This is a genomic window from Ramlibacter agri (assembly GCF_012927085.1).
GTDB lineage: Bacteria > Pseudomonadota > Gammaproteobacteria > Burkholderiales > Burkholderiaceae_C > Ramlibacter > Ramlibacter agri.
This window is the reverse complement of the sequence record NZ_JABBFX010000001.1, coordinates 1878105-1902825: the sequence shown is the minus strand read 5'-3', so window position 1 is coordinate 1902825 and position 24721 is coordinate 1878105. Positions and strand designations below refer to the sequence as shown.

General features: G+C 70.1%; 30 protein-coding genes. 24 read left to right on the top strand and 6 right to left on the bottom strand.

The window, feature by feature from the left end; genetic code table 11:
• Window positions 1-636, top strand: a complete 636-nt coding sequence (locus tag HHL11_RS09220; RefSeq protein ID WP_169418102.1) for an L-threonylcarbamoyladenylate synthase — start codon at window positions 1-3, stop codon at window positions 634-636.
• On the opposite strand, the gene HHL11_RS09215 is transcribed toward HHL11_RS09220, so the two are convergent.
• Genes HHL11_RS09215 through HHL11_RS09205 form a run of 3 tightly spaced genes read right to left on the bottom strand, consistent with a single transcriptional unit; the run spans window position 633 to window position 3375 of the window.
• Window positions 633-1553 (bottom strand): tetratricopeptide repeat protein, encoded by a 921-nt coding sequence (locus HHL11_RS09215; RefSeq protein WP_169418101.1) that lies wholly within the window; start codon window positions 1551-1553, stop codon window positions 633-635. The genes HHL11_RS09220 and HHL11_RS09215 overlap by 4 nt on opposite strands.
• Window positions 1553-2035 carry a hypothetical protein gene (locus tag HHL11_RS09210; protein ID WP_169418100.1) on the bottom strand — a complete coding sequence of 161 codons (483 nt, stop codon included), beginning with the start codon at window positions 2033-2035 and terminating at the stop codon, window positions 1553-1555. Before HHL11_RS09210 ends, HHL11_RS09215 begins: the two co-directional genes overlap by 1 nt.
• Window positions 2032-3375 carry an ATP-binding protein gene (locus HHL11_RS09205; RefSeq protein ID WP_169418099.1) on the bottom strand — a complete coding sequence of 448 codons (1344 nt, stop codon included), beginning with the start codon at window positions 3373-3375 and terminating at the stop codon, window positions 2032-2034. The genes HHL11_RS09210 and HHL11_RS09205 overlap by 4 nt, the downstream gene beginning before the upstream one ends.
• Before the next feature lie 40 nt (window positions 3376-3415).
• Between HHL11_RS09205 and HHL11_RS09200 the strand changes: the two genes are divergently transcribed.
• The 3 genes from HHL11_RS09200 (at window position 3416) to HHL11_RS09190 (ending at window position 6061) form a co-directional block, all read left to right on the top strand.
• Complete coding sequence (locus HHL11_RS09200) at window positions 3416-4093, top strand: site-2 protease family protein (RefSeq protein ID WP_425355207.1); 678 nt, start codon at window positions 3416-3418, stop codon at window positions 4091-4093.
• 11 nt (window positions 4094-4104) lie between these two features.
• Window positions 4105-5385, top strand: a complete 1281-nt coding sequence (locus HHL11_RS09195) for a tryptophan--tRNA ligase (protein ID WP_169418097.1) — start codon at window positions 4105-4107, stop codon at window positions 5383-5385.
• Between the two features lie 82 nt (window positions 5386-5467).
• Window positions 5468-6061 (top strand): response regulator transcription factor, encoded by a 594-nt coding sequence (locus HHL11_RS09190; RefSeq protein WP_169418096.1) that lies wholly within the window; start codon window positions 5468-5470, stop codon window positions 6059-6061.
• Between the two features lie 48 nt (window positions 6062-6109).
• Here the strand turns inward: HHL11_RS09190 and HHL11_RS09185 are convergent, their stop codons facing one another.
• On the bottom strand, window positions 6110-7447 hold the full coding sequence (locus HHL11_RS09185) for a sensor histidine kinase (protein WP_169418095.1): 1338 nt from the start codon (window positions 7445-7447) through the stop codon (window positions 6110-6112).
• A 276-nt stretch (window positions 7448-7723) separates the two neighbouring features.
• Here HHL11_RS09185 and HHL11_RS09180 point away from each other — a divergent pair, with 276 nt between their 5' ends.
• The 16 genes from HHL11_RS09180 to HHL11_RS09105 all read left to right on the top strand — a co-directional run bounded on the left by HHL11_RS09180 (window position 7724) and on the right by HHL11_RS09105 (window position 18685).
• Window positions 7724-7954 (top strand): KGG domain-containing protein, encoded by a 231-nt coding sequence (locus HHL11_RS09180; RefSeq protein ID WP_169418094.1) that lies wholly within the window; start codon window positions 7724-7726, stop codon window positions 7952-7954.
• A gap of 82 nt (window positions 7955-8036) precedes the next feature.
• Window positions 8037-8321, top strand: coding sequence for a hypothetical protein (locus tag HHL11_RS09175; RefSeq protein WP_169418093.1), 285 nt, complete (start codon window positions 8037-8039; stop codon window positions 8319-8321).
• Between the two features lie 111 nt (window positions 8322-8432).
• Complete coding sequence (gene ku, locus HHL11_RS09170) at window positions 8433-9365, top strand: non-homologous end joining protein Ku (RefSeq protein ID WP_240980035.1); 933 nt, start codon at window positions 8433-8435, stop codon at window positions 9363-9365.
• A 13-nt stretch (window positions 9366-9378) separates the two neighbouring features.
• The gene (locus HHL11_RS09165) at window positions 9379-9891 is read left to right on the top strand and encodes a hypothetical protein (protein ID WP_169418092.1); all 513 of its coding nucleotides are present in this window, start codon (window positions 9379-9381) and stop codon (window positions 9889-9891) included.
• A gap of 30 nt (window positions 9892-9921) precedes the next feature.
• Window positions 9922-10365 carry a BON domain-containing protein gene (locus tag HHL11_RS09160; RefSeq protein ID WP_169418091.1) on the top strand — a complete coding sequence of 148 codons (444 nt, stop codon included), beginning with the start codon at window positions 9922-9924 and terminating at the stop codon, window positions 10363-10365.
• 66 nt (window positions 10366-10431) lie between these two features.
• Complete coding sequence (locus HHL11_RS09155) at window positions 10432-10698, top strand: hypothetical protein (protein ID WP_169418090.1); 267 nt, start codon at window positions 10432-10434, stop codon at window positions 10696-10698.
• 117 nt (window positions 10699-10815) lie between these two features.
• Complete coding sequence (locus HHL11_RS09150; RefSeq protein ID WP_169418089.1) at window positions 10816-12234, top strand: hypothetical protein; 1419 nt, start codon at window positions 10816-10818, stop codon at window positions 12232-12234.
• A gap of 318 nt (window positions 12235-12552) precedes the next feature.
• Window positions 12553-13509, top strand: coding sequence for an MBL fold metallo-hydrolase (locus HHL11_RS09145; RefSeq protein WP_169418088.1), 957 nt, complete (start codon window positions 12553-12555; stop codon window positions 13507-13509).
• A gap of 66 nt (window positions 13510-13575) precedes the next feature.
• Window positions 13576-13941, top strand: a complete 366-nt coding sequence (locus tag HHL11_RS09140) for a hypothetical protein (protein ID WP_169418087.1) — start codon at window positions 13576-13578, stop codon at window positions 13939-13941.
• Between the two features lie 84 nt (window positions 13942-14025).
• A complete protein-coding gene (locus tag HHL11_RS09135) occupies window positions 14026-14622 on the top strand; it encodes an ABC transporter ATP-binding protein (protein WP_169418086.1) in 597 nt (198 codons plus the stop codon).
• Entirely contained in the window at window positions 14619-15425 is an 807-nt protein-coding gene (locus HHL11_RS09130; protein WP_169418085.1) for an ABC transporter permease, read from the top strand. Before HHL11_RS09135 ends, HHL11_RS09130 begins: the two co-directional genes overlap by 4 nt.
• A 159-nt stretch (window positions 15426-15584) precedes the next feature.
• Window positions 15585-15950: a hypothetical protein gene (locus HHL11_RS09125; RefSeq protein ID WP_169418084.1), complete on the top strand. Its 366-nt coding sequence runs from the start codon at window positions 15585-15587 to the stop codon at window positions 15948-15950.
• Between the two features lie 176 nt (window positions 15951-16126).
• Window positions 16127-16645, top strand: coding sequence for a hypothetical protein (locus HHL11_RS09120; protein ID WP_169418083.1), 519 nt, complete (start codon window positions 16127-16129; stop codon window positions 16643-16645).
• 59 nt (window positions 16646-16704) lie between these two features.
• Entirely contained in the window at window positions 16705-16968 is a 264-nt protein-coding gene (locus HHL11_RS09115) for a hypothetical protein (protein WP_169418082.1), read from the top strand.
• A gap of 120 nt (window positions 16969-17088) precedes the next feature.
• On the top strand, window positions 17089-17466 hold the full coding sequence (locus HHL11_RS09110) for a hypothetical protein (protein ID WP_169418081.1): 378 nt from the start codon (window positions 17089-17091) through the stop codon (window positions 17464-17466).
• Window positions 17467-17671: 205 nt separating this feature from the next.
• Window positions 17672-18685: a Bug family tripartite tricarboxylate transporter substrate binding protein gene (locus HHL11_RS09105; RefSeq protein ID WP_169418080.1), complete on the top strand. Its 1014-nt coding sequence runs from the start codon at window positions 17672-17674 to the stop codon at window positions 18683-18685.
• A 26-nt stretch (window positions 18686-18711) separates the two neighbouring features.
• On the opposite strand, the gene HHL11_RS09100 is transcribed toward HHL11_RS09105, so the two are convergent.
• Window positions 18712-19650, bottom strand: coding sequence for a bestrophin family protein (locus HHL11_RS09100; protein ID WP_169418079.1), 939 nt, complete (start codon window positions 19648-19650; stop codon window positions 18712-18714).
• A gap of 49 nt (window positions 19651-19699) precedes the next feature.
• Window positions 19700-21157 (bottom strand): amidohydrolase family protein, encoded by a 1458-nt coding sequence (locus tag HHL11_RS09095; protein WP_169418078.1) that lies wholly within the window; start codon window positions 21155-21157, stop codon window positions 19700-19702.
• A gap of 180 nt (window positions 21158-21337) precedes the next feature.
• On the opposite strand from HHL11_RS09095, the gene HHL11_RS09090 reads away from it, so the two are divergent.
• From HHL11_RS09090 to HHL11_RS09075, 4 genes are read left to right on the top strand one after another with little or no spacing between them, the layout of a single operon-like run.
• Window positions 21338-22312: a Bug family tripartite tricarboxylate transporter substrate binding protein gene (locus HHL11_RS09090; protein WP_169418077.1), complete on the top strand. Its 975-nt coding sequence runs from the start codon at window positions 21338-21340 to the stop codon at window positions 22310-22312.
• Entirely contained in the window at window positions 22309-23238 is a 930-nt protein-coding gene (locus HHL11_RS09085) for an amidohydrolase family protein (protein WP_169418076.1), read from the top strand. Before HHL11_RS09090 ends, HHL11_RS09085 begins: the two co-directional genes overlap by 4 nt.
• A gap of 23 nt (window positions 23239-23261) precedes the next feature.
• The gene (locus HHL11_RS09080) at window positions 23262-23585 is read left to right on the top strand and encodes a hypothetical protein (RefSeq protein ID WP_169418075.1); all 324 of its coding nucleotides are present in this window, start codon (window positions 23262-23264) and stop codon (window positions 23583-23585) included.
• A 3-nt stretch (window positions 23586-23588) separates the two neighbouring features.
• Window positions 23589-24617: an aromatic ring-hydroxylating dioxygenase subunit alpha gene (locus HHL11_RS09075; protein ID WP_169418074.1), complete on the top strand. Its 1029-nt coding sequence runs from the start codon at window positions 23589-23591 to the stop codon at window positions 24615-24617.
• The last annotated feature ends 104 nt before the right edge of the window (window positions 24618-24721 follow it).

The following is a 24721-nucleotide window of genomic DNA, read 5'->3' as shown; positions in this document are numbered from 1 at the left end:
ATGGCCCAATACTTCGAACTCCATCCGGACAACCCGCAGCCGCGCCTGCTGAAGCAGGCTGCCGCCGTCATCGCCAAGGGCGGCGTGGTGGCCGTGCCCACGGACTCCAGCTACGCCATCGCCTGCCATCTCGACGACAAGGCGGCGGTCGACCGGCTGCGCGAGATCCGCCGCGTGGACGAGAAGCACCACCTCACGCTGATCTGCCGCGACCTGAGCGAGCTGGCCAACTACGCGCGCGTCGACAACAAGCAGTACCGGCTGCTGAAGTCGGCGACGCCGGGGCCCTTCACCTTCATCCTGGACGCCACGCGCGAGGTGCCGCGGCGGGTGAGCCATCCGCAGCGCAAGACCATCGGCCTGCGGGTGCCGGACCACAAGGTGCTGCAGGCGCTGCTGGAGGCGCATGGCGCGCCGCTGCTGTCCACCACGCTGATGGACCCACAGGAAAAGGAGCCGCTCAACGACCCCGAGCAGATCCGCGAGCGATTCCAGCACCAGCTCGACGCGGTCATCGGTTCCGGCCCCTGCCCCGACCAGCCGACCACGGTGATCGACCTCACGCCCATGGGCACGGGCGGCGAAGCGGTGCTGCTGCGGCAGGGCCGCGGCGACGTCGGCCTGCTCGGTCTTTAAAACTTCGGGCTGAGCCGCACGCCCTGCAGCTCGCGCTCCAGCGAGCGCCGGAACAGGCCCGGGCCGATCCAGGTGTAGGCCACGATGGCCAGCCAGGCGATCTCGATCGGCACGACCCAGTCCTTCAGGCCCTGCTGCTGCGCCAGCCCCAGCGCGATGCGGTAGGCGGCATAGGCGAACAGCAGCACGAGGATGGAGCGGGTGGTGCCGATGGACTCCATCCACACGCTGTAGCGCCACCACAGGCCCAGCAAGGGGTTCTGGCGGGCCTTGGCGCCGGATAGCACGTGCAGCGCACCACGGTGCGTGGCATCGATGCGCAGGGCCTGCAAGGCGTGTTCCCGCGCTTCCGCGGGGTCGCCACGCCGCAGCAGCACCCGTCCCATCAGCGCCAGGCCGTCGGCCGATTCCGGGTCCAGCCGCAGCGCCGCCAGCGCGCGCTCGCCCGCTTCGTCCAGGCGGCCCTGCTGCAACGCATGCGAGCCCAAGGCGACGAGGGTGGCCGGATCTTCGGGCGCAAGCGCCAGCGCTTGCAGCAGCAGCGGCCCGACCTGCGCCGGCTTGCCCCACAGCTCGTACAGCGAAGCCTGCGCGCGCAGCAGGCCCGGCGCATGCGGCTCCAGCGCCAGTGCCTGGCGGAAATGGGCTTCGGCGGCGGCGAAGCGGCGCGCGCCCATTTCCACCGTGCCGAGCGCATAGTGGGCCAGGGCGGACTCGGGCGCCAGCGCCACGCCGGCGCCGGCCTCGTAGCGCGCCGCGTGCAGCCGGCGCATGTTGTACAGCGCGATCGCCAGCAGCGCATGCGCTTCGCCGTCGTCCGGGTCGCTCGCCAGCAGCTGGCGCAAGGTTTCCACCGCGCCGTGCACATGGCCTTGCGCCAGCTGGTCCTGGGCCAGTTCCCGCAGTTGGTCTTCCATCAGAACACCACCAGCAGCCAGATGCCGTGCGGCAGCAGGGCCAGCAGCTTGTCACGCAGGAAGAAGGCCGCGGCCACCACGAGGATGCCGTTGCGCACCCGGCCGCCGAACCAGGCATAGAGCTCGAAGGTGCGCCGCTGCAGCACGAACAGCCCGTAGCTGACGCCCATCTTCCACAAGGTCACGACCAGCAGCGCCCACCAGGCGTCGGAGCGGCCCAGGTAGCCTTCGGCGAGGGCCCAGAAGACCAGGAACAGCAGCCCGAAGGAGCCGAGGAAGCCGAGCGCGACCAGCGCGGTCTCGCGCCAGCGGGTCGGGCTGCCGACCGCGTGGCCGTTGACCACGAACCAGGGCCAGGCCAGCCAGGTGCCGCCGAACATGAAGCCGAACAGCGGCCAGATGGGGTCGACGGCGATATGCGTCCAGCGGCTCGGCGCCGGCTCGTCCACGATGCGGTAGGCGGCGTTCTGGGTCCTGCTCATTGCTTCCCGTGCTTGTCCAGGAAGGCCAGCACCTCGTCGTACTGGCCGGATTCGTTGGCGTAGCGGGCGTAGTTGCGCGCCGTGGTGAGCCACTCGAGCGTGGTCGGCTTCACGCGCTTGAGCGCGGAGCGCAGGTCCTGGTCGCTCAGCGGCACCTCGCGTCCCTGCGCGATGGAAGCGTCGATCGCCTCCTCGACCGCCGACTCCACCAGGTAGCGCAGGTCCGCGCCGGAGAAGCCGGAGGTGTTCGCGGCCAGGAAGTCGATGTCGATCGGCTCCGCCGGCCGCTCGCGCAGCAGGATCGCCAGGATGGCGCGCCGGGCCTCGCGATCCGGCGGCGGCACGAACTGCACGCGATCGAAGCGCCCGGGCCGGCGGAAGGCCGAATCGACCGCCCAGGGCACGTTGGTGGCGCCGATCACCAGCACGCCGGCATTCGACTGCCCGAAGCCGTCCATCTCCGCCAGGAACTGGCTCACCACCTTGGCCGAAGCCGCCTCGCGCGAGTGCTGGCGGCGGCCGCCCAGCGCCTCGATCTCGTCGAAGAACAGCACGCAGGGCGCACTCTGCCGCGCCTTCTGGAAGAGGGCCTGCAGCTTGCGTTCCGATTCGCCGAGGTACATGTCCAGGACGTCGGCGATGGCGACGTTGTGGAAGGCGGCCTGGCATTCGCCGGCGGTGGCGCGCGCCATCAGCGTCTTGCCGCAGCCGGGCGGGCCGTACAGCAGGATGCCGCCGCCCGCCTTCTGCCGGAAGCGCTGGAACAGGCTCGGTTTCTGGAACGGCAGGATGATCTTGCGGCGGACCTGCTCCTTGATGTCGTCCAGGCCGCCGATGTCGGCGAAGGTCACGCGCTCGCCGGCCGGCTCCAGCACGCGGGCCATGTCCTCTTCGCGCGTGTCGTCGTTGGCGAGCACGGTGACCCGCGGCGCCCGGCCGCCGGCCTTCTGGATCGCCAGCATGCCTTCCAGCTGCGCGGACAGGCCGTGGTCCTCGAGGGCGGCGTTCTTCGCCACCGCCTCGCGGTAGGCGCGCAGGCCGTCGTCGGCGCGCCCGAGCTCGGCGAGGGTCCGCGCCTTCAACAGCAGGGTCTGCGGCTCGCCATCGAGCAGCCAGGCCAGCGCCGCTTGCGGCTGGTCGGCGGCCAGGCAAGTGCGCGCGCCCAGCAGGCGCTCCTCGGGGCCGAAGGCGGCCGGCACCTCGCGCCCGGCCAGCAGCTCGAAGCCCAGCAGCGGTTCCTCGCGCTCGAGATAGGCCCGCAGCAGCAGCGCCAGCAAGGCGTGGTTGCCCGGCGTGAGCTGGTAGGCCTGCCGCAGGCTCGCGATCGTTGCGTCGTCCATGTCGGCACGGTTTATAGCAGCCGCGCTGCTCTTTGCGACAATCCGCGCCGTGAATCCCGCTTTCTGGATCCAGTCGATCCTCGTCTACTGCATTCCCACCCTGTTCGCCATCACCCTCCACGAGGTGGCGCACGGGTGGGTCGCGCGCCGCTGCGGCGACGACACCGCGTGGGTGGCGGGCCGCATCACGCTCAATCCGCTGAAGCACATCGACCCCGTCGGCACCATCCTGTTCCCGCTGGTGCTGTTCGTCGCCACCGGCGGCAGCTATGCCCTCGGTTACGCCAAGCCGGTGCCGGTGCGCCTGGGCCGCCTGCGCGACCCGCGCAAGCAGGCCATCCTGGTGATCCTGGCCGGGCCGGCCTGCAACTTCCTGCAGGCGCTGCTGTGGGCCGTGGTGCTGGTGGGCCTGCAGGTCGCCGGCATCCGCGAACGCTTCTTCGTGGGCATGGCCCAGGCCGGCGTGCTGGTGAACCTGGCGATGTTCGCCTTCAACCTGCTGCCGATCCCGCCGCTGGACGGCGGGCGCGCCCTGGTCGAACTGCTGCCGTACAAGGCCGCGCATGCCCTCGCCCGCCTGGAGCCCTGGGGCTTCATGCTGGTCACGCTGCTGGTGGTCGCCGGCTTCGTCGACACCTGGTGGATGCGCCCCCTCATCGACCTGAGCCTGGGCGCCGTCCGCGTGGTCCTGAGCCCTCTGTATAGTCTTTTCAGCTGAATCCCCCATCCATGGCCACCGTCCGCTACCTCACCGGCATCACCACCACCGGCACCCCGCACCTGGGCAACTACGTCGGCGCCATCCGCCCGGCCGTGCAGGCCAGCAAGCGGCCCGGCACCGAGAACTTCTACTTCCTCGCCGACTACCACGCGCTGATCAAGTGCGACGAGCCGCAGCGCATCCAGCGCTCCACGCTGGAGATCGCCGCCTGCTGGCTGGCCGCCGGCCTGGACCCCGAGCAGGTGTTCTTCTACCGGCAGTCGGACATCCCCGAGATTCCCGAGCTCACCTGGCTGCTCGCCTGCGTCACCGGCAAGGGCGTGCTCAATCGCGCCCACGCCTACAAGGCCCAGGTGGACAAGAACACGGCCGCCGGCACCGACGTCGACACCGACGTCTCCATGGGCCTGTTCATGTACCCGGTGCTGATGGCCGCGGACATCCTGATGTTCAAGGCGCACAAGGTGCCGGTGGGCCGCGACCAGGCCCAGCACCTGGAGATGGCGCGCGACATCGCCTCCAGCTTCAACCACCTCTATGGCGAGCACCTCGTGCTGCCCGAAGCGCAGATCGACGAATCGGTGGCGCTGCTGCCCGGCCTCGACGGCCGCAAGATGAGCAAGAGCTACGACAACGTCATCGGCCTGTTCGCGCCGCGCGAGACGGTGCGCAAGCAGATCTTCTCGATGCTCACCGACTCGCGCGCGCCCGGCGAACCGAAGGACACGGAAGGCTCCGCCCTGTTCCAGGTCTACCAGGCCTTCGCCTCCGCGGAGGAGACGCAGAAGCTGCGCCAGGCCTATGCCGACGGCATCGCCTGGAGCGACGCCAAGCAGCTGCTGTTCGAGCGCATCGACCGCGAGATCGCGCCCATGCGCGAGCGCTACGACCACCTGGTGAGCCATCCCGCGGAGCTGGAGGAGATCCTGCACGCCGGCGCCGCCAAGGCCCGCCAGCGGGCCACGCCGCTCATGAGCGAACTGCGCCAGGCCGTCGGCCTGCGCAACCTGGCGACCCTGCCAGCGGCCGGAAAGAAGGAAAAGGGCAAGGCCGCCTTGCCCAGCTTCAAGCAGTACCGCGAAGCTGACGGCCAGTTCTACTTCAAGCTCGTCGACGCCCAGGGCAAGCTGCTGCTGCAAAGCGCCGGTTTCGGCTCGCCCAGGGAAGCCGGGCAGTTCATCGCCCGGCTGAAGCAGGCGGGCGCCGGCTGGGCCGGCCAGGCCGAGGCGGCGGAGGGTGTCGACGTCGGCGAGGTCGAAGCCGCATTGAAGGCTTTGTCCGACGCCTAAAACCATCGGATTAGACCGCGAGTCGTAATGGCGACTTCTGTATCCTTGCCAACAGATCACGCGGGAAAATCCCTTGAAAAACATGACTCTTTACGTCATCGACGACCATCCGCTCATGCGCGAAGCTGTTGTGATGCTGCTGCGGCGCCTGCGCCCGGGCGCCAACGTGGTGGAACTCGACCGGCTTGGCAGTATTGAAGCCGCGGTGGGCCAGCATGGCGCGCCGGACCTGATCACGCTGGACCTGAAGCTGCCGGACACCACCGGCGCTTCCGGCGTGCATGAGCTCAAAAAGCGCTTCCCCGAGACGCCCCTGGCGGTGCTTTCCGCCTCCCCCGCGGCCGACGCGGAGGAGCAATGCATCGAAGCGGGCGCCGACATCTACATCGAAAAATCCTCAGGCGGGTTGGAGATCGGCAACGCGCTGCGGGCACTGTTGTCGGCCGACGGACAATTCGAAGAGCTGGCTCCCACGGACAACAAGCTGTCCAAGCGGCAGAAGCAGCTGATCGTCATGCTGGATCGCGGGCTGTCCAACCGCGAGATCGCCGACGAGCTGGGCATCAGCGAACATACGGTGAAGGTGCACCTGTGGCGCCTGTTCCGCCGCCTGGGCGTGAAGAGCCGCACGCAGACGATCCACTTCGCCCGCATGCACGGGCTGCTGGCGTCCTGAGGCGTCCTCGCGCGGTGCGCAGCAAAGCGGCGCACCCTAGCCCCCAAGTCAGCCGCGTTCCGGCAGGATCTGCTCCATCGAGGCCTGCGCCCGCTCCGCGGCCCTGCGGGCATCGGTGGGCTGCAGCAGCAGCCGGAACACCGTCCCGCGTCCCACCCGGGAGCGCAGCGTGAGCGGATGGCCCAGGATGCCCGTGAGCCGGGCCACGATGTAGAGCCCCAGGCCGAAGCCGTCCTCGGTGCCCGCATGGGGCACCTTGTAGAACTCCCGGAAGATCTCCTTCTGGTGCACCGGGGCGATGCCCACCCCCGTGTCCCAGACCTCGATGCGCAAGCCCTTGCGGGTGGACCGTGAGGCCACCAGGATGCCACCGCGCTGGGTGTAGCGGATGGCGTTGGAGATCAGGTTGCCCAGGATCCGCTGCAGCAGGATCGGGTCCGACACCACCGACCCCAGTTGCACGTGCAGCCGGAACTGCAGGCCCTTGGCTTCGCACAGCGGCCGGTACTGCAGCTCCAGGTCGCGCATCAGCTTGGCGACGTTCACGGTCTCGATGTTCAGCTTGATCTTGCCGGAGTCCAGCCGCGCCAGGTCGAACAGCGAGTCGAACAGCTGGTGCACGGCCTTGGTCGATTCCACGATCTTGGGCGCCAGCTCGTGCACCAGCTCCGGCTCGCTGCCCAGCCAGTCGGCATACAGCCCCAGCGCATGCACCGGTTGCCGGATGTCATGCGCGGCGCTGGCCAGGAAGCGGTTCTTGATCTCCACGGCGTCCAGGGCCGCCTGGGTCTGCCGGGTGAGCGATTCGATCAGCAGGTTGTTCCGATACTGGAGCTCGAAATTGCGCCGCTGGGTATCGTGCATGCGCACCCCGGCGCGCCGCAGCACCTGCCAGAAGGCCAGCAGCAGCAGCGCCAGCCACCAGTGGTAGGTCGGCCCCTGCAGGCGCAGCTCGAAGACCATGCGCCACGCCATGAAGGCCAGGATGCTGAGCGCGAACGCGTCCAGGTAGCGGGTCAGGGCCGTGCGCTCGCTGGACAGGCTGTGGGTGGTGAACATGCCCAGGCCCGCCAGCATCAGCCAGCAGAGGAACTGGTCGGCCAGCGCGATGCGGTCGAAGAAGATCAGCGTGGCCAGGCCCCACACCAGCGCCGACGCCGGCCAGAGCAGGTGGTAGCGGTGGTGGAACGCGATGTGTTCCTCGCTGCCGCCGACCATCACTTCCCGCTCGTAGCGGCGCAGCACCCGCAGGCGCGCCAGGGCGACGCCGGCCGCGAGCACCGTCCATGCCGCCAGCGGCCCGGGCGGCGAGCCGGGCCAGAGCACGGCGGCAAAGATGGCGATGAAGGCCAGGCCCACCCATTGCGTGGAGCGCTGGGTGCGCATCAGGCTGCGAACGAGTTCCCCTTCTACCCATTGCGCTTCGGCAGTTGCTACAGCAACAGGGGGCGACTCCATCTTCATCGGGGCGAGTCTAGAACATTGCCCGTCCGCGGCTAGGACCGCTCCGACACAGCTATGGGCGCCGTCCTACACATCCGAACGCTGAACACGAACAGACTCTGCCGTTGCGCTGAGCCGATGCCCGAAGCAAGGTGCAAAGTGGACAGCGGGCCTTCCCCCTGTTTGTTCGAGCCAAGACCCAACCCTGACGAGGATCACATGGATTCCCAAACCGGCACCCACGACGACAACATGAAGCCCGCCACGAAGAAGTCGCTGCGCGGCTTTGCGGCGATGGATCCGCAGCGCCAGCGCGAGATCGCCAGCCTCGGCGGCCGCGCCGCGCACCAGAGCGGCCATGCCCATGAGTTCACCAGCGAGGAAGCCCGCGCCGCCGGCAAGAAGCGCCACGCCCGCGCCCAGGCCACCGGCGAAAGCCCGCGCGCCTGATGAGCCGCCTGTAGGACGGCGCGGCCCGCACCGGCGCCCGGGGCTGACAGTCCCTCCCGCGCGGGTACCTCATGATGGCCCCATGCCATCGCCGCAGTCCGCGTCGTCCGTTTCCTCCCTGCCCTCCAACCCGGCTGCGCAGCTCGCAGCGGCGAGCCGTGCCTTGTGGTCGGCGACCCTCTCGCTGATGACGGCCTTCATGCAGATGCAGGCGCCGGCGCACCGTTACCTCCTGGCGCGCCGCATCGCCCGCAACTTCGAGACGCTGGCCGCACAGGAATGCTTCGACAGCGGTTGCCGCGGCAGCTTCGGCCGCCTGGCATTGCGGTGGCAACGGCAGGCGGAGCAGTTCGCGCCCGCGCACTGAAGCGCGCTTCACGCCGCATTCGTTGCCTGCCTACAGGACGCGCGGGGCGTGTCCGACAGCTTCTGCCCAGCCGCATTTGCAAACTGCCGGAAACAATCCACACGCTTTGAAATGGCAGACACCAAGGGCATGGCCCGCAGCTCCACGCGCTCGCTGTGGAAAGGGGCCATCACTTTCGGCCTGGTCCACATCCCGATCGGGCTGTACTCGGCCACCGAGGAAACCGACGTCGACTTCGACTGGCTCGACCGGCGCACGCTCGACCCGGTCGGCTACAAGCGCATCAACAAGCGCACGGGGCGCGAGATCGCCAAGGAAGACGTGGTGAAGGGCGTGGCTCACGGCAAGGACAGCTATGTCGTGCTGAGCCCGGAAGAGATCGAAGCGGCCTATCCGCGCACGACGCAGACGATCGAGATCGTCTCGTTCATCGACATCCACGAGCTGCCCTTCGTGTACCTCGAGAAACCCTATTACACGGCGCCCGTCGACCGCGGTGAGAAAGTCTATGCGCTGCTGCGGCAGGCGCTCGAGGAAACCGGCAAGGCGGGCCTGGCGCGCGTGGTGATCCACAGCAAGCAGCACCTGGCCGTGCTGCTGCCCTTCGGGCCGGCCCTGGTGCTGAACCTGCTGCGCTGGGGCGACGAAGTGCGGACCTGGGACGGGCTGCCGTTGCCCGCGCAAGGCAAGGCCGGGATCAAGGACACGGAACTGAAGATGGCCAAGCATCTGATTGCCGACATGGCGGGGCACTGGAAGGCGCAGGACTGGCGCGACAACTTCCACGACGCCATCATGAAGCTGGTTGCCGCCAAGGCGAAAGCGGGCAAAGCCGCGGCCGTGGAGCCGCTGGAGGAAGCGCCTGCGGCCGCTGGCGCCGACGTCATCGACCTGACCGAACTGTTGCGGCGCAGCCTGCGCGGCGGCGGTGCGGAACCGGCGAAGCAGCCGGCTGCCAGGAAGACCGCCGCACGCAAGACCGCGGCAAGGAAAACGGCGCCCAAGGCGCCGGCGAAGAAAGCTGCCGCGCGCCGCGCAGCCTGAGGACGGAACACCTGTGCACCTGACGACGCTCTACCTGGGCCTTTGCCTCCTGGCCGCGCTGGCCGCCATCGCGGTGCTGAGCGCGCTGCTCGCCCGCCTGCGCCAGGGCCAGGACCTGCGCCGCGCGCAGGCCCACCTGCTGACGCGCGCGCTGGAACGCTATTCGGGCTGGGTGCTCGCGCAGCGCCTGGCCGCCGGGTTCCAGGGCGAAGGCCCGGAGGCCGCCGCGGCGCTGGACGAAGCCTGCACCATCCGCCTGGCCTGGTTCCCGGAACTGGCCGGCGACATGGCCGAAGTGATGGCGGTGCACAACCGCCTGGTGAATTTCCTCAGTACGCAGCAGGCGCTGTGGCTGCGCGACCCCGAACGCTGGATGGCGTCGGACCACGACGGGCGCTTCATGGCGCTGTGGCGCCAGCACCGCTACGCCCGGCAGGCGCTGCTGGAGAAGCTGCAGCAGGCCGCCAGCGTGCGGCTGCCGGTGACGCTGCCGGCGAGCGGGCCGCACGGGTCCGCCCACGCCTGAATCGAAGAAAACGCCATGCAAGGAGAAACCATGAAGCATCTCGCCGCCTCGATCGGCGCCCTGGCCGCCGGCGCGCTGGCCATGTACTACCTGGACCCGCAGTTGGGACGGCAGCGCCGCACCCTGCTGGCCGACCTGGTCATGAGCGGCCTGCGCAACGAGCCGGCCGGCGGCCCGCGGCTGCAGGCCCGGCTGGCGCGGCAGCAGCGCCCGGACCCGCAGGCCGACGCCGACCTGCGCGCCGAGATCCAGTCTCGGCTCGGCCGGATGGTGAGCCACCCGCGCGCGATCGAAGTCCGGGTGGAAAACGGCATCGTGCGCCTCAGCGGCACGGTGCTGGCCAGCGAGCGTGAAGGCCTGCTGCTGCAGGTGCAGCAGATGCCCGGCGTGCGCCGCCTGGTCAACGCGATGGCAGCCCGCGACAGCCTGGCGGGCCGCGACGACGAAGGCGTGGTCGCCCCCGCCTCCGCCTGATTCCGCCAGCCACCCTGGCACCGCGCCCGGGGCCTCGCTACCATCGCGCCCAGGAAGTCCCGCGCCATGCAACGCCCCCTGCCGCTCATCCTCCTTGGCCTGGTCGGAGCCGGCGTGCTGCTGGCCTCCTGGTGGCTGCACGCCTGGGGCGGCGTCGCGCTGGTGGCCGTCGCCGGCCTCGGCATCGCCTGGTACCGCATGCAGGTGGCGCGCAGCGCCGAAGCCGAGAAGTTCTTCGGCGACCCGGGCGAGGAGACGCGGCTTACCGGCTTCCAGGCCGGCACGCCCAGCGAGATGGACCGCGGCCCCGGCGAACCGCCCTCGGGTCCCTGACGGCGTTCCGTGGCTGTGCCTGCCTCGGCTGACCGGGGGCGCGGCGGACTTCCTACACGGCCGTCCAGCTTGATGCCCTAGCTTCGGAAGCATCAGAAACCACCGGAGGCGACATCCGTGCAAGCCAAGCTCCGACCCCACGTTGCGGCCATCCTGCTGCTGCTTCCCGCCGCCACTTTCCTGGCCCAGCCCGCGGCCGCGCAGGAGCGCGCCACGGTGGCCGCGCCCGTCATCAACGCCCTGCAGGTGAACGCCGACGACGGCGTCGCGCCCGGCTCCACGCTGCGCTTCCGGCTCGACGCCGCGCCGCGCGCCGCCCGCGCCGACGTGATGCTGGGCAAGAGCGGCATCAGCGTGCCGCTGCGCGAGACCTCGCCCGGCGTCTACACCGGCAGTTATGTCGTGCGCCGCGCCGACCGCCTCGATCCCGCGCAGCTGATGGCCGCGCGCGTGACGCAGGTGTCCGGCGGCCAGGTGATCGCGCGCAATTTCAGCTACCCGCAGTCCTTCCAGCAGCTCGCGATGGGCGCACCCGGAGCGCCTGCCGGTCCCGGGATGGCGCCGCCGCCCGGACCGGGCATCGAGCGCTTCGTGATGCGCTCCATGGGCCGGGTCGAACCGGGGCGCGAACTGCGCTTCCGCCTGCTCGGCGCGCCCGGCGGCGACGCCTGGATGGACATCCCCGGCGTGATCAGCGGCGTCGACCTGGCCGAAGTGCGGCCGGGCGTCTACGAAGGCACCTACACCGTGCGCCGCCGCGACAACCTGCAGGCCTTCGACCGCGCCGTCGCCAGCCTGCGCATGGGCAACCGCACGCTGACCGCGCGCGTCGACATGAACGGCGGCGACCGCGGCTGGGACCGCGACCGGCCGGTGGCGCGCGACGATCGCTCGCCGCAGATCACCGACCTCATGCCGGGCAACGGCGACCGCATCACCGAGCGCGGCCGCACGCAAATTGGCGCCCGCCTGTCGGACGAAGGCGGCAGCGGCATCGACCCGGCCTCGGTACGCCTGCGCCTGCAAGGCCGCGACGTCACCGGCGATGCGCGCGTGACCGGCGACGAGGTGCGCTACCGCGCCGACCTCGACCCCGGCCGCTACACCGCCGAACTGACGGTGCGCGACCAGGCCGGCAACGCCACCACCAAGACCTGGACCTTCGACGTGGCGAGCGACCGCGGCTTCGGCGACCGCGACCGGGTGGGCAGCGCCGCCGGCCTGCCGCTGCAGATCACCAGCCACCAGAACGGCTCCATGATCGACAGCGACGGCCGGTTGTTGCTGCAGGGCCGCACGGTGCCCTTCGCGGACGTGCGGGTGCAGGTGGAATCGGTGGCCAATGTGGGCGGCCTGCTGGGCGTGACCACGCCGGTGCTGGACCAGACCATCCGCGCCGACCGCAACGGCAACTTCAGCCTGCCGGTGGCCGCCAACCCCGCCTTCATCCCGGGCCAGCGCTTCGACGTGCACATGACAGCGACCAGCGAAGGTCGGACCGCCGAAGAGCGCATCTCGCTGCGGCGCCAGGGCTGACACCCGCAACTTTGTCACGCCAACGCCGCCGCTCCGGGATGAGCGGTCGGCGCCGGCCGCCGGATGGGTTGGCAGTTGGCGCGCGCTTTCGCGACACTTGTTGGCACAGAAGTTGGGGACGGATCAGAAGAGGACGTCGTTGGGAAGCAAAGGGCCGCAAAGGCCCGGATAAAAAATGGAAGCCCCGCCATGCGGGGCTTTTTCTTTGGCCTCATTCTTCCGCGAACTGCATCAAGTCTTGCGAAAGATGCAATTCACAGCATCCGGCCTTCGGTTCAAGATGCCCGCCGCCACAACCAACAAGATGGAGACATGCCCATGAAGCGCGCATTCTGGTTTGCCGTGCTGAGCGCCGCCCTGGCCCTGCCGGCCGCGGCGCAGACGGTGAAGGTAACGCCGCTGGGCGGCTTCGACGGCGAGTTCTGCGCGCAGGACCGCGCCCTGGTGTTCGAGGACCCGAACGGCACGCGCATCCTGTACGACCCGGGCCGCAGCGTGGTGGGCGCCAACGACCCGCGCCTGGGCAAGATCGACGTCATCCTGGTCAGCCACATGCACGGCGACCACGTCGGCAACGTGCGCACGCAGGCGGTGAACGCCGGCGCCTGCGGCAGCCCCGACATGTCGGTGTCCGAACTGCCCAACACGCTGGCCGTCAACATCGCGCTGGCCAAGAGAGCCAAGATCGTGACCGGCAGCGACATGCCGTCCTTCTTCGCCGCCAAGCTGCGCACCAACGGCGGCAACCCGGCCGACTCGATCCTGGCGCGCTTCGGCGGCAGCGTCGTCGTGGGCGGCGTGCGCATCGCCACCGTCACGGCCATGCACAGCAACGGCGTCGACCCGGACTACATCGGCGGCGACCTGGGCCGCATGATGAAGGAAGCCGGCATCTATGGCGACGTCGGCCTGGCCACCGGCTACGTCGTGCGCTTCAGCAACGGCCTGGCCGCCTACCTGTCCGGGGACACGGGCATCACCGCGGACCAGGAACGCGTCGTGCGCGACCTGTATCACACGCAACTGGCGGTGATGAACATCGGCGACGGCTTCACCACCGGCCCGGTGGAAGCCGCCTTCGTGATCAACGAACTGGTGAAACCCGCGTCGGTGATCGCCTCGCACGCCAACGAGGCCAGCACGGCGGGCGGCAAGCTGCGCCCCGGCAGCAAGGCCGAGGCCTTCACCAAGCTCGTGAAGGTGCCGGTGCACCTGCCGCTGTCGGGCCGGACGATGGAATTCGACGGCGGCGGCCGCTGCACGGCTGGCTGCTGAATCCGTTCAGTTCCGGTTCACCTGGCCACGCGCAACATGGAGGCACCTCAAGAAAAGGAGCCTTCCATGAACCGCTTCATCTCCGCCAAGCCGCTTCTCGCCACTGCCCTGGCCTTCGGTGCCCTGGCTGCCGCTACGGCGGCCCAGGCCCGGACCGACGTGGCGGTCTCCATCGGTGTGCCGTTCGGCTACGTTCAGCCGCAGCCGGTCTACGTGCAGCCGCAACCGGTCTATGTGCAGCCGCGCCCGGTGTACGTGCAGCCGCAACCCGTCTACGTGCAACCGCAGCCGGTCTACTACGGCTACGAATATCGCGACCGCGACTACCACCATCGCCACTGGCAAGGCGAGCGCCGCGGCTGGGGCGACGCCGACCGCGACGGCGTGCCGGACCGCTTCGACCGCGCGCCGAACAACCCCTGGCGCCGTTGATCCCGGCCCGGCGGTGAGGCCGCCGCGGGCCGGTGCAGGCGGAAGCGTTTCCGCTATGCTTGCCGCCTCGCGCGCCCTCGCCCCATGCTGGAACTCCACGGCCTCCATCGCCTGCACGTCGGGCCCATCACCCTGAACGTGGAGGCCGGCGAGTGCATCGCCATCCAGGGCCGCTCCGGCTCGGGCAAGTCGGTCCTGCTGCGCATGATCGCGGACCTCGACCCGCATGCCGGCGAAGCCGCGCTCGATGGCACCGCCTGTTCCGCGATGCGTGCGCCGGCCTGGCGCAAGTGCGTCACCTACGTCGCCGCCGACTCCGGCTGGTGGGCCGAACGCATCGGCGACCATTACCCCGACCCGCAGCACGCCCGCGCGCTGCTGCCGCAAGTGGGCCTACCCGAAGAAGCCATAGCCTGGCCGGTGGGCCGGCTCTCCACCGGCGAGCGCCAGCGCGCCGCGCTGCTGCGCGCGCTGACCCCGGACAACCGCGTGCTGCTGCTGGACGAGCCGACCTCCGGCCTCGACAGCGAAAGCCGCGGCCAGGTCGAGGCCCTGTTGCGCGCACGCATGCGCGATGGCTGCGCGGTGGTCCTCGTCACCCACGATCCCGAACAGGCCGGGCGGCTCGCCCGCCGGCGCTTCGCCATGGACGCGGGCCAGCTGCGCGAGACGGCGGCATGAACGAACCCTCGCTCGGCTACGGCACCCTGGCCATCGCGGCGCTGCTGGTGGTCGCCAATGCGGCCCTGTCGCTGCGGCTCGGGCTGGGCGTCGGCCGCTCCCAGCTGGTTGCCGGCGCCCGCATGGTGGTGCAGCTGCTGCTGGTCGGCCTGGTGCTGAAGACGGTGTTCGCGTTCGGCTCGCCATGGCTCGTGGGCGCCGTGCTGCTCGCGATGCTTGGCAGCGCGGCGTGGGAGACGATGTCGCGCCAGCAGCGCCGCTTCCGCGGGCACTGGTCCTATTCGATGGGCGCCGGCGCCATCACGGTGGCAACCTTGCCGGTGACCGCGCTCGCGATCGGCCTGCTGCATCCGGACCCGTGGTTCGACCCGCGTTTCACGGTGCCCATGTTCGGCATCATCCTGGGCAACGTCATGAGCGGCATCAGCGTCAGCCTCAACGCGTTCAACATCACGATCGTGCGCGAGCAGCGCGCCATCGAGGCGCGGCTGGCCCTGGGCGCCACGCGCGACGAAGCGCTGGCGCCGGTGCGGCGCGATGCGCTCAAGAGCGGCATCATCCCCAGCATCAACCAGATGTCGGCGGCCGGCATCATCACGCTGCCCGGCATGATGACGGGCCAGGTGCTGGCCGGCATGTCGCCTTTCGATGCGGCGAAGTACCAGGTGCTCGTGCTGTTCCTGCTGGGTGGCGCCACCGGCTTCGGCGCCGCCGCGGCCGTGATGGCGGCGACGCGGCGCGTGACGGATGCACGGCACCGGCTGCGCCTCGACCGCATCGTGGGCCGCGAAGGCACGCCTTAGGCCGGGTTCCGCGCCGGCAAGCCCCAGCCATGCGCCTCTCGTCAGACCCCGCCTGACACTCACCCGGCCCTTCTTCTTTCAACCTTGCGAAGGCCTCGCGCGTCTAACAGGTATGCCCTCGCGGGCATTCCGTCAAACCCAGACCAACAAGGAGTTCGCATGAAACTGCAGACCATCGCCCTTGCCCTCACCGTCGCCGCCGGCGGCATCGCCAGCCAGGCTTTCGCTCAGGACGTCTCCGTCACCCACGAAAGGGCGGACGGCGCCGTGGTGACCAAGCACATCCGCAGCGACGAACCGGGCGTCGTGCACAAGACCGTGCGCGTGACGCGCCCCGACGGCAGCACCTACGTGCGCCGCACGACGCGCACCACCACCGGCTACCTGGAGCCGATGCCGCATCGCACGGTGGTGATCCACCACCGCTACGACCCGGAGCGCCACGTCGTCGTGCGTGAAGTGCGCCATGACCGTCCGGACGTCGAGGTGAACCGGCACGTGACCGTCATCCACGACGCGAGCTAAGCCCCCCGCGGCAAGCACAGCGCCATCTCCCTGCCGGCCTCGCGCCGGCAGGGAGATGGCGCTTGTGCGCGTGCGCGCGCGCCTGGCAGGAATTCTCCACGCGGTCTCGATGGTCTGCGGCCATCGATGGATGCTGGCCTACGCTGGCCCCGCGCGCTGCTGCCTAACTTGGCAGCATGGCATTTGGAAGGAAGAACCCGCCGGGTCCCCAGAAGGATTCCTGGTTCCCCGCCGACAGCTGGCTGCCGCTGCCCACCCCCGAAGTGAAGGAAGGCGGCGAGTCGGTCTGGGAGGCCTGGAACGAGGAGTCGCGCCGCATGGACCTCGCGTTCGCGCCGACCCAGCCCTCCGAAGTGGTGCCGCTCTCGCGCGGCGCCAGCGAGGACCCGCCGCGCCGGCACAGCGGCCCCTGGACCACCGACGACACGATGGTGCTCGCGCGCCGCAACAACCGCGCCTGCCCGCGCCCGGCGCTGTGGGCGGCCCTGTACCTGCTGGTCGAAGGCGACCACTACGCGGACCTCGCGCCGCCGCCCACGCAAGTGTGGCAATGGAGCAAGCTGTCGAACCTGCAGCGGCGCCTGCGTTTCCGCGAGCACATCGAATGGGCCGAGCGGCACGGCAAGCTCGACACGATGGCGAACTACATGGAATCGCTCGCGGAGGCCGACTGGGTCCACATGGGCGAGAACTAGTGTCCCGGGCAGGCTCCCTGTCAGCCCGTGGTCAGTGCGGCTCGCCTATCGTGCAGGGCGTGGGAACCGAATCGAGGCCAGCCAGGAAACGCGTCTACGGCAGCGTGGTGCTGGCCGTGGCGCTGGCCTGCCTCGGCGGGCTCGTGGTGGCCGTCCTGCGCTCGAAGCGCGGCTTGTGGACGCAGTTGTCCGCGGGCATCGAAGCCTTCGGCGGCCTCATCGGCGTCGCGCTGATCGGCATCGCCGCCTTCGCGGTGCTGTTCATCGTCGACAGCTGGATGGCGCGGCGCGACGAACGCAAGGAACACGACTCGCGCACCTGAGCGCGCGTTCCCTCCTCCCGATTTGCGAAACGATGTGCGCGAACGTACATCGCGCGGCTTGGCGCGTCCGTAGATTGCGGGGCGTGGACTCGTAGTTCACGCACCCGGAAAGGAACCGCCATGAACCGCTACCTGCTCGCCACCGTCGTCTGCGCCGGCGCCGCCCTCGCCAACATGGCCTTCGCCGAGAACTATGGCGAAGGCTGGGACCCGCAACCCACCTTCCACAGCACCATGACGCGCGCCGAAGTGGCCGCCGGCGTGCAGCAGGGGCAGGCACAGGCCTTCACCGGCGAAGACAGCGGCTCCGCCTACCTCGCCGCGCACGCCCCCGCCAGCACCACCACGCGTGCCGACGCGGTCGCCGACTACAAGCAATCGCGCAACGAAGTGGCCGCCATGAACGGCGAGGACAGCGGCTCCATGATGCTGGCGCAAGCGCGGCGCATGACGCCCCGGCCGGTCCACCTGGCCGTCTTCGACCGCAAGGAGCAGTAACGCAGTCCGGCGCTTCCCTTCGCATTTGCCGAATGGGGAATAGGGGAGCGCCCTAGCAAGCCTTGCTTCTGGCTGACGATGCGCGCGCCAATGCAGCGCATGCGCGTCAAATTGCCGCGGCACGGCGCGGGACCCCGGGTTGTCCCCAGTAGCATCGCGTCCGCCTCGACGAAGGCAGTAGTACTCGTTGGAGAGGACCCCTCGCATGTTGAACACCGTGCGCCGCAGCTTCGTGCTGCTGGCCATCGCCGCCGCCGCGTCCACCGCGCTGGCCGCCCCGCCCTCGCCCGCCAAACCCGCATCGCAGGCCGGCATGCCGGCCAACTGGCCCAGCAAGCCGCTGCGCATCCTGGTGGGCTTCCCGCCCGGCTCCACGCCGGACCAGGTGGCCCGCACGATCGCCGAGCCGCTGTCCAAGGCGCTCGGCCAGCCCGTGAGCGTGGAGAACAAGCCGGGCGCCGGCGGCAACGTCGCCGCCGCCGAACTGGTGAACGCCACCGACAACTACACGATCGGCTTCCTGATCAACGGCAACATGACGATCGCCAAGATGCTGGCGCCGTCCACGCCCTTCGATCCGGAGAAGGACCTGCAGCCGCTGTCGCTGGTCGGCACCGCGCCGCTGCTGCTGGTGGCGCCGGCGAACGCGCCCGGCAAGAACGCGCAGGAGTTCTTCTTCAACGCCCGCAACGCCGGCGACAGCTGGAAGTACGGCTCGCCCGGCGTCGGCACCGTCGGCCACCTGGGCATCGAGCTGCTGCGCACCAAGACCAACATCAGCCCGGTGCACATGCCCTTCCCGGGCAACCCGCAGACCGTGGCGGCGCTGGAAGCCAACAAGGTGCAGATGGCGCTGCTGCCGCCCGGCATCGCGATCCCGCAGGTGAAGGCCGGCAAGCTGAAGGCCATCGGCATGACCTCGCTGGCGCGCAGCCCGCTGGGCCCGGACTACCCGACGCTCAACGAAGAAGGCATCCGCGGCTTCCAGCTCGAAGTGTGGGTCGCCGCGGCGGCGCCGAACTCGATGCCCAAGCCGATCGCCGAGAAGCTGGCAGCGATGATCTCGGAGATCACGCGCACGCCGGAAGTGCGCGGCAAGCTGCTGACGCAGGGCTGGGAAGCCGCGGGCACCACGCCGGATGGCCTGGCGCACCGCGTGAATTCCGACACCGCGATGCTCGGTGGGGTGATCCTGATGCGGGGCATCAAGGCGGAGTAAGCCTCAGCGCCGGTAAGCGCGACGCTTCAGGTCAGGCGCGAATCCACCGGCGCCAGCCGCGGCGGCAAGTCGCGCACGCCCAGCGTGTCCAGCACGCTCACCTCGATCTCGCGGCACAGCGCATCGAGCGGCAGGTGGTTGTCCAGGGTGCCGAAGGGCTCCTCGATTTCGTCGCCCAGCGCCGCCAGGCCGAAGAAGGTGTAGGCGACGATGGCGACGACGAAGGGCGTCATGTAGCCCACCGTGTCCACCAGCCCGAAGGGCAGCAGGAAGCAATACAGCCAGGCCGTGCGGTGCAGCAGCAGCGTGTAGGCAAAGGGGATCGGCGTCTGCTTGATGCGTTCGCAGCCGGCAGCGACGGCCGCCATCGCGGACAGCGACTGGTCGGTGTTGGCCGCCAGCGCCGGATGCAGCTTGTGCGCCCGCACGAGGGCACCGAGATCCTCCGCCATGTGCCGCAGCAGGAACTCGGTGCCACGCGTCGAAGCGTTCATCGCCGCGGCCTCATCGGCCGGCAAAAGGCGCTGCATATCGGCATTGCAGTCGGAGCCACGCAGCTGGTGGCGCAGCGCCGAAGCGAAGGCAATCGTGCGCAGCATCAGCAACCGGCGCGGATCGTCCTGGTCCTCGGGCCCCACCGGCTTGTCGAACAGCGGCAGCGACTGCACCTGGCGCGCGAAGCTGCGCGAGCGGTGCACCAGGTCGCCCCAGAGCCGGCGCGCCTCCCAGAAGCGGTCATAGGCGGCGCTGTTGCGAAAGCCCAGGAAGATCGCCAGCGCCAGCCCGATCAGCGTGAAGGGCACGCTCGTGAGCGTGATCTTCGAGTGATAGAGGACGCCGTGCGACAGCGTCACCAGCAGCGCGAGCACGGTGCAGGTCGCCAGCTTGCCGGCGATGTGGGGCAGCACGGAGCCGCGGAGCGTGAAGAACAGCTGCAGGCCGTGCGGGCGGTCGCGGACGATCATGGGCGCCTACGGTAACGCAGGAGGCGCTCACCGGTCCAGCACCGTCCCTTCAGCGAGCCTCGTGCGCCGCGTCCTCCAGCATCCGCTGCAGCTCCGGGCGCTGCAGCACCTTCCCGCGCAGCACGACGGCCGCGATGCGATCGAGGTTCGCCACGTCGGCCAGCGGGTTCGCGTCCAGCAGCACCAGGTCGGCCTGGCGGCCCGGCTCCACGCTGCCCATGGTGGCCTGCCGGCCCAGGTATTCGGCCGGGTTCCAGGTCGTCATCTGCAGCACCTGCAGCGGCGTGAGGCCGGCGGCCGCGAGCAGGCGGAACTCGTCATGCAGCGCGAAGCCTGGCACGACCCAGGCGCCGCCCAGGTCGGAGCCGGTCATCATCTTCACACCAGCCTCCCGGAACAAGGGCAGCAGGGCCGCCTGCTTCGCGTAGTACTCGCGGAAGGTGGCGGCCGCGGCCGGCGGCATCTGCGCATAGCGCCGGCCCACGTCCTCCCACTGCGCGCGCGTGGCGGCGTCCATGGAGGCCAGGTGCGGATCCTGCCGGTGCACGGCGGCATCGCTGAACACCATGCCGTGCACACGGATCAAGGTCGGCACCTGCCAGGTCTCGTCGCGGGCGAACTCCGCGGCGAGCGCGCTGCACTTCGCCGCGTCCTGGGTCGCCAGGATGCGCCGGTACAGCGGCGCATCCTCGGCCCGGAACAGCATCGGGTTGAGGATGTAGGCCGGCGTGAAGGCCGGATGCGCGCCTTCGCCGCGGGCCAGAGCGCTGCGCACGCCGGCTGCATCGGCGGAGCAATCGAGCCGCTCGCCCATGCCCGAGCCGAGGTGCTCGATGCTGCGCCAGCCGGCGCGCGCTGCTTCGGTCGTGTCGAACATCGGCTCCAGGTGGCCGGAAACGTGCAGGCCTTGCGCGCGTGCCTCCTCCAGCACCGCGCGCACGGCTTCGTTGGAGCCGTCGACCACCTTGATGAAGTCCGCGCCCATGGCCTTGTGCGCACGCACCGCCTGTTTGGCCGCTGCGGCGCTGGGCGCGCCCAGGAACAGCGGGCCGGGGATCTGCAGGATCTCCGGCGCGTCCAGGCGGCCGGCCGCGCGCTCGGCGTTCATCTTGTGGGCGGCGGCGATCAGCTCCGGCGCGCCCGCCATCTCGCGGATGCCCGTGATGCCATTGGCCACCAGCAGCGCCCAGACGCCGGGCTGCTGCTGCACGCGCGGCAAGGCATGGGTGTGCATGTCGTTGAAGCCGGGCACCAGGTACTTGCCGCTGCCGTCGACCTCGGCCGCCGTGCCTGACAGCGCGACCGGCCCGTCGGTGACGGCCAAGATGCGGCCGCCTTGCAGCACCACGTTGCGGTGCGGCTGCAGCGCGCCGGTGCGCGTGTCGACCACGGCCACGTCGCGGATGACGGTGCCCTCGCTCACCGGCAGCGGCGCCGTGGCGCAGGAACCGAGGGCGGCCATCAGGGCCGCGGCCAGGCCGCAGCGCAGGAAAGTTCTCTTGGACATGGACGCCGATGCTAGGAAGCCGCGGCGGCTTGCGACAGATGGCAGTTCTGCTCGCCCGATGCCTGCCGGCGATCGGCCGCGAGCGATGCCGGGCCTGCATCGGTGGCGCGCTTTTGGCATCTTTCGGTGGCGGGAAGCCGGGCCTAGAGTGCGGCTGCCTCCCAGCCATCCCGAGGACTCATGCCTGCCCAGAAACTCACGCGCCGGGCCTTTGCCGCCGGTTGCGCCGCCGTCCTGGCCCCCGCCTTCGCCCAGGAACGCTTCCCCTCCCGCACCATCCGCCTCATCTCGCCGGCGCCGCCCGGCGCACTGTCGGACACGCTGCCGCGGCTGCTGGCCAGCGAGCTGGGCGCTTCGATGCATTCCACGGTGATCGTCGAGAACAAGCCGGGCGCCGGCGGCGCCATCGGCGCATCCACGGTGGCCCATGCGCCGGCTGACGGCTACACGCTGCTGCTGGGCACCGGCGGCATCATGGACTTCAACCCGCACCTGCTGCCGCAGGTGGGCTACGACCCGCGCAAGGACTTCACGGGCCTGGCACTGGCGGCGTCGACACCGCTGTACCTCGTCGTGCGGTCCGACTCCCCCTACAAGACCTTCGACGACCTCGTCGCCGCCGCCAAGGCGAAGCCCGGCGAGCTGGCCCATGGCACGCTGGGCAACGGCTCCACGGTGGCCGTGGCCTGCACGCTGCTCGCGCGCGCCAAGGGCCTGCAGTTCATCGAAGTGCCCTTCGCCGGCTACGCGCCCGGCCTGCAGGAACTGCTGGCGGGCCGCCTGGCCTTCTTCATGGTCGATGGCAGCGCGCTGTCCCGGATCGAAGGCGGTTCGCTGCGCGCCCTGGCCGTGACCACGGCGCTGCGCGCCAAGCGCCTTCCCGCGGTCCCTACGCTGAAGGAACTGGGCGCCGCGGTCGACCTGTCGGTGTGGTTCGGCCTGTTCGGGCCCGCGGGCCTGCCGCAAGCCGTCGCGCAGAAGCTGTCCGCCGAACTGAAGGCGGCCATCGAGAAGCCGGCGGTTCGCACGCAACTCGCCGGCTTCGGCCTCGAGCCCGGCTCGCTGTTCGGCGACGCCTTCCAGCAATACCACCTGGCCGAAGTCGCGCGCTGGGCCGGCATCCTGCCCGCGCTGGGGCTCAAGGCCAGCACGTGAGCGGCTTCGTCGACGTCCACCACCACTTCAACCCGCCCGGCAGCGGCGGCGGCCAGCCCGGCTGGTCGCCCGAACGCGCGCTGGCCGAGATGGATGCCGCCGGCGTCGCACGCGCGATCGGCTGGCCCGGCCCGGTGCAGGCTGCTTCGGTGGAGGCGGCGCGCACCCGCGCGCGCGAGGTCAACGAGTACGGCGCGGCGCTGGTGCGCCGCCATCCGGCGCGCTTCGGCCTGTTCGCTTCGCTGCCGCCACTGGCCGACACCGAAGGCGCGCTGGCCGAGATCGCCCATGCCTTCGACGTGCTGCAGGCCGATGGCATCGGCCTCGTCACCCACTACGGCGAGCGCTGGCTGGGCGACCCGGCCTTCACGCCGGTGCTGGACGAACTGGACCGGCGCGGCGCGCTGGTCTTCGTGCACCCGCAGGGCCACGGCGCGGGCTGCGACTGCGGCATGCTGGGTTACCAGACCGGTGGCGTGTCGGCGCCCTGGCTGGAGTACCCCTTCAACACGGCGCGCTGCATCCTGAACCTGATGGCCAGCGGCAGCCTGCGCGCGCGCCCGCGCATCCGCTTCATCTTCTGCCATGGCGGCGGCGCGCTCACCGCGCTGCTGGGACGCATCGAAGGCTTTTCCGGCTGGAACGACTTCGGCCCGGAACGCCTGGACGCGCTGTTCCCCGAAGGCGTCGCCGCCGAATTCGGCCGCCTGCATTTCGAATGTGCGCAGGCCTACACGCCCGAAGCGATGACGCTGCTGCGCGCCCGCGTGGCCGACACGCAGATCCTGTTCGGCACCGACTACGACCGCTTCCCGCTCACCCACAGCGTCGAACGCTTCGCGCGGCTGGACCTGCCCCCCGCCACGCGCGACGCCATCGCCAGCGGCAATGCGCTGCGGCTGCTGGAACGCCCTTCTTCAACTTGATCCGCGAGAGGAGACACACGAGCATGTTCATTCGTTCCGCCTTTTGGGTCGGCGCGCCCAAGCCCGGCGCCGCCGCGCAATTCCAGCAATTGATGGAAAGCGTGCTGCTGCCCGCCATGCGCGCGATGCCCGGCGTGCACTCGGTGCGGGCGCTGTGGCCGACCAAGCTGGAAGATGCCCCGCCTGCCATCGCCTGCCAGGTGCTGGTGGAGTTCGCCAGCCGCGCCGACGCCGAGCGCATGCTGGCCAGCGAAGAACGCAAGGCCTTGCGCCCGCGCGTGCTGGAAGCCGTCGGCCTGTTCGACGGCCACCTGAGCCACATCGAATTCGAAACCACCGGGAGTTGAACCATGTTCGTCCGCGATTGCTGGTACGTGGCGGCCTTCAGCCACGAGCTCGTCGAGCAACCCCTGCCGCGCACGCTGCTGGGCGAGCCGGTCGTGTTGTTCCGTTCTCGCGAGGGCCAGGCCGTGGCCCTGGAAGACCGCTGCTGCCACCGCGGCCTGCCGCTTGCACACGGCGAAGTGGTGGCCGAGGGCATCCAGTGCGGCTACCACGGCCTGGTCTACGACTGCAGCGGCCGCTGCGTGCGCATCCCCAACCAGGACACCATTCCCGCCGCTGCACGCGTCACTGCGTACCCGCTGCGCGAGCGCGATGGCCTGGTGTGGATCTGGCTGGGCGATGCCGCGCGCGCCGAGTCGGTCGAGCCGCTCGCCTACCCCTGGCACTCCGCGCCCGGCTGGGCCCACAAGGGCAAGCGCAACGAAGTGGCGGCGCCGCACGGCCTGGTCATCGACAACCTGCTCGATCTCACGCACGTGGGCTTCGTGCACAAGCACACCATCGGCGGCATGCCGGCCACGCACTCCAATGCGGAGACCAAGACCAGCCGCACGGACCACGGGCTGCGCATGGTGCGCTGGATGCGCGACTCGGTGCCGCCGCCCACGTACGTCGCGGTTGCGGGCTTCCAGGGCCGCGTGGACCGCTGGACCGAGGTGGAGTTCCAGCCTGGCTACGTGACCATCAACGCCTGCGCCAAGGACGTCGGCACCGGTGCCTACGAAGGCAAGCACGAAGGCGCGTTCTCGCTGCGCTCGCTGCATGCCGTCACGCCGGAAACGGAACACAGCACGCACTACTTCTGGACCATCTCGCACCAGGCGCGCGAGGGCCGGCCCGAGCTCACGGAGCGCGTCTACAACGAGATCGATGCCACCTTCGCCGAGGACAAGGTGATCATCGAAGCGCAGTTCCAGCGCCTGCAGCAGAAGCCGCAGCCGCCGCTGCTGGACCTGAAAGCCGATGCGACCGCATTGCAGGCGCGCCGCATCATCTCCCTCCGCATCGAGCAGGAAGGGGCGCGCGCACGCTGATAAGCGCGCCGCATCGGCGCACGATTTCTGCCATCTCCCCAGGGGACCGGGCGCTCCCTATCGTTCGGTCCCGGTGCTTCGCTCCCAGCGAAAACCCGATCCAC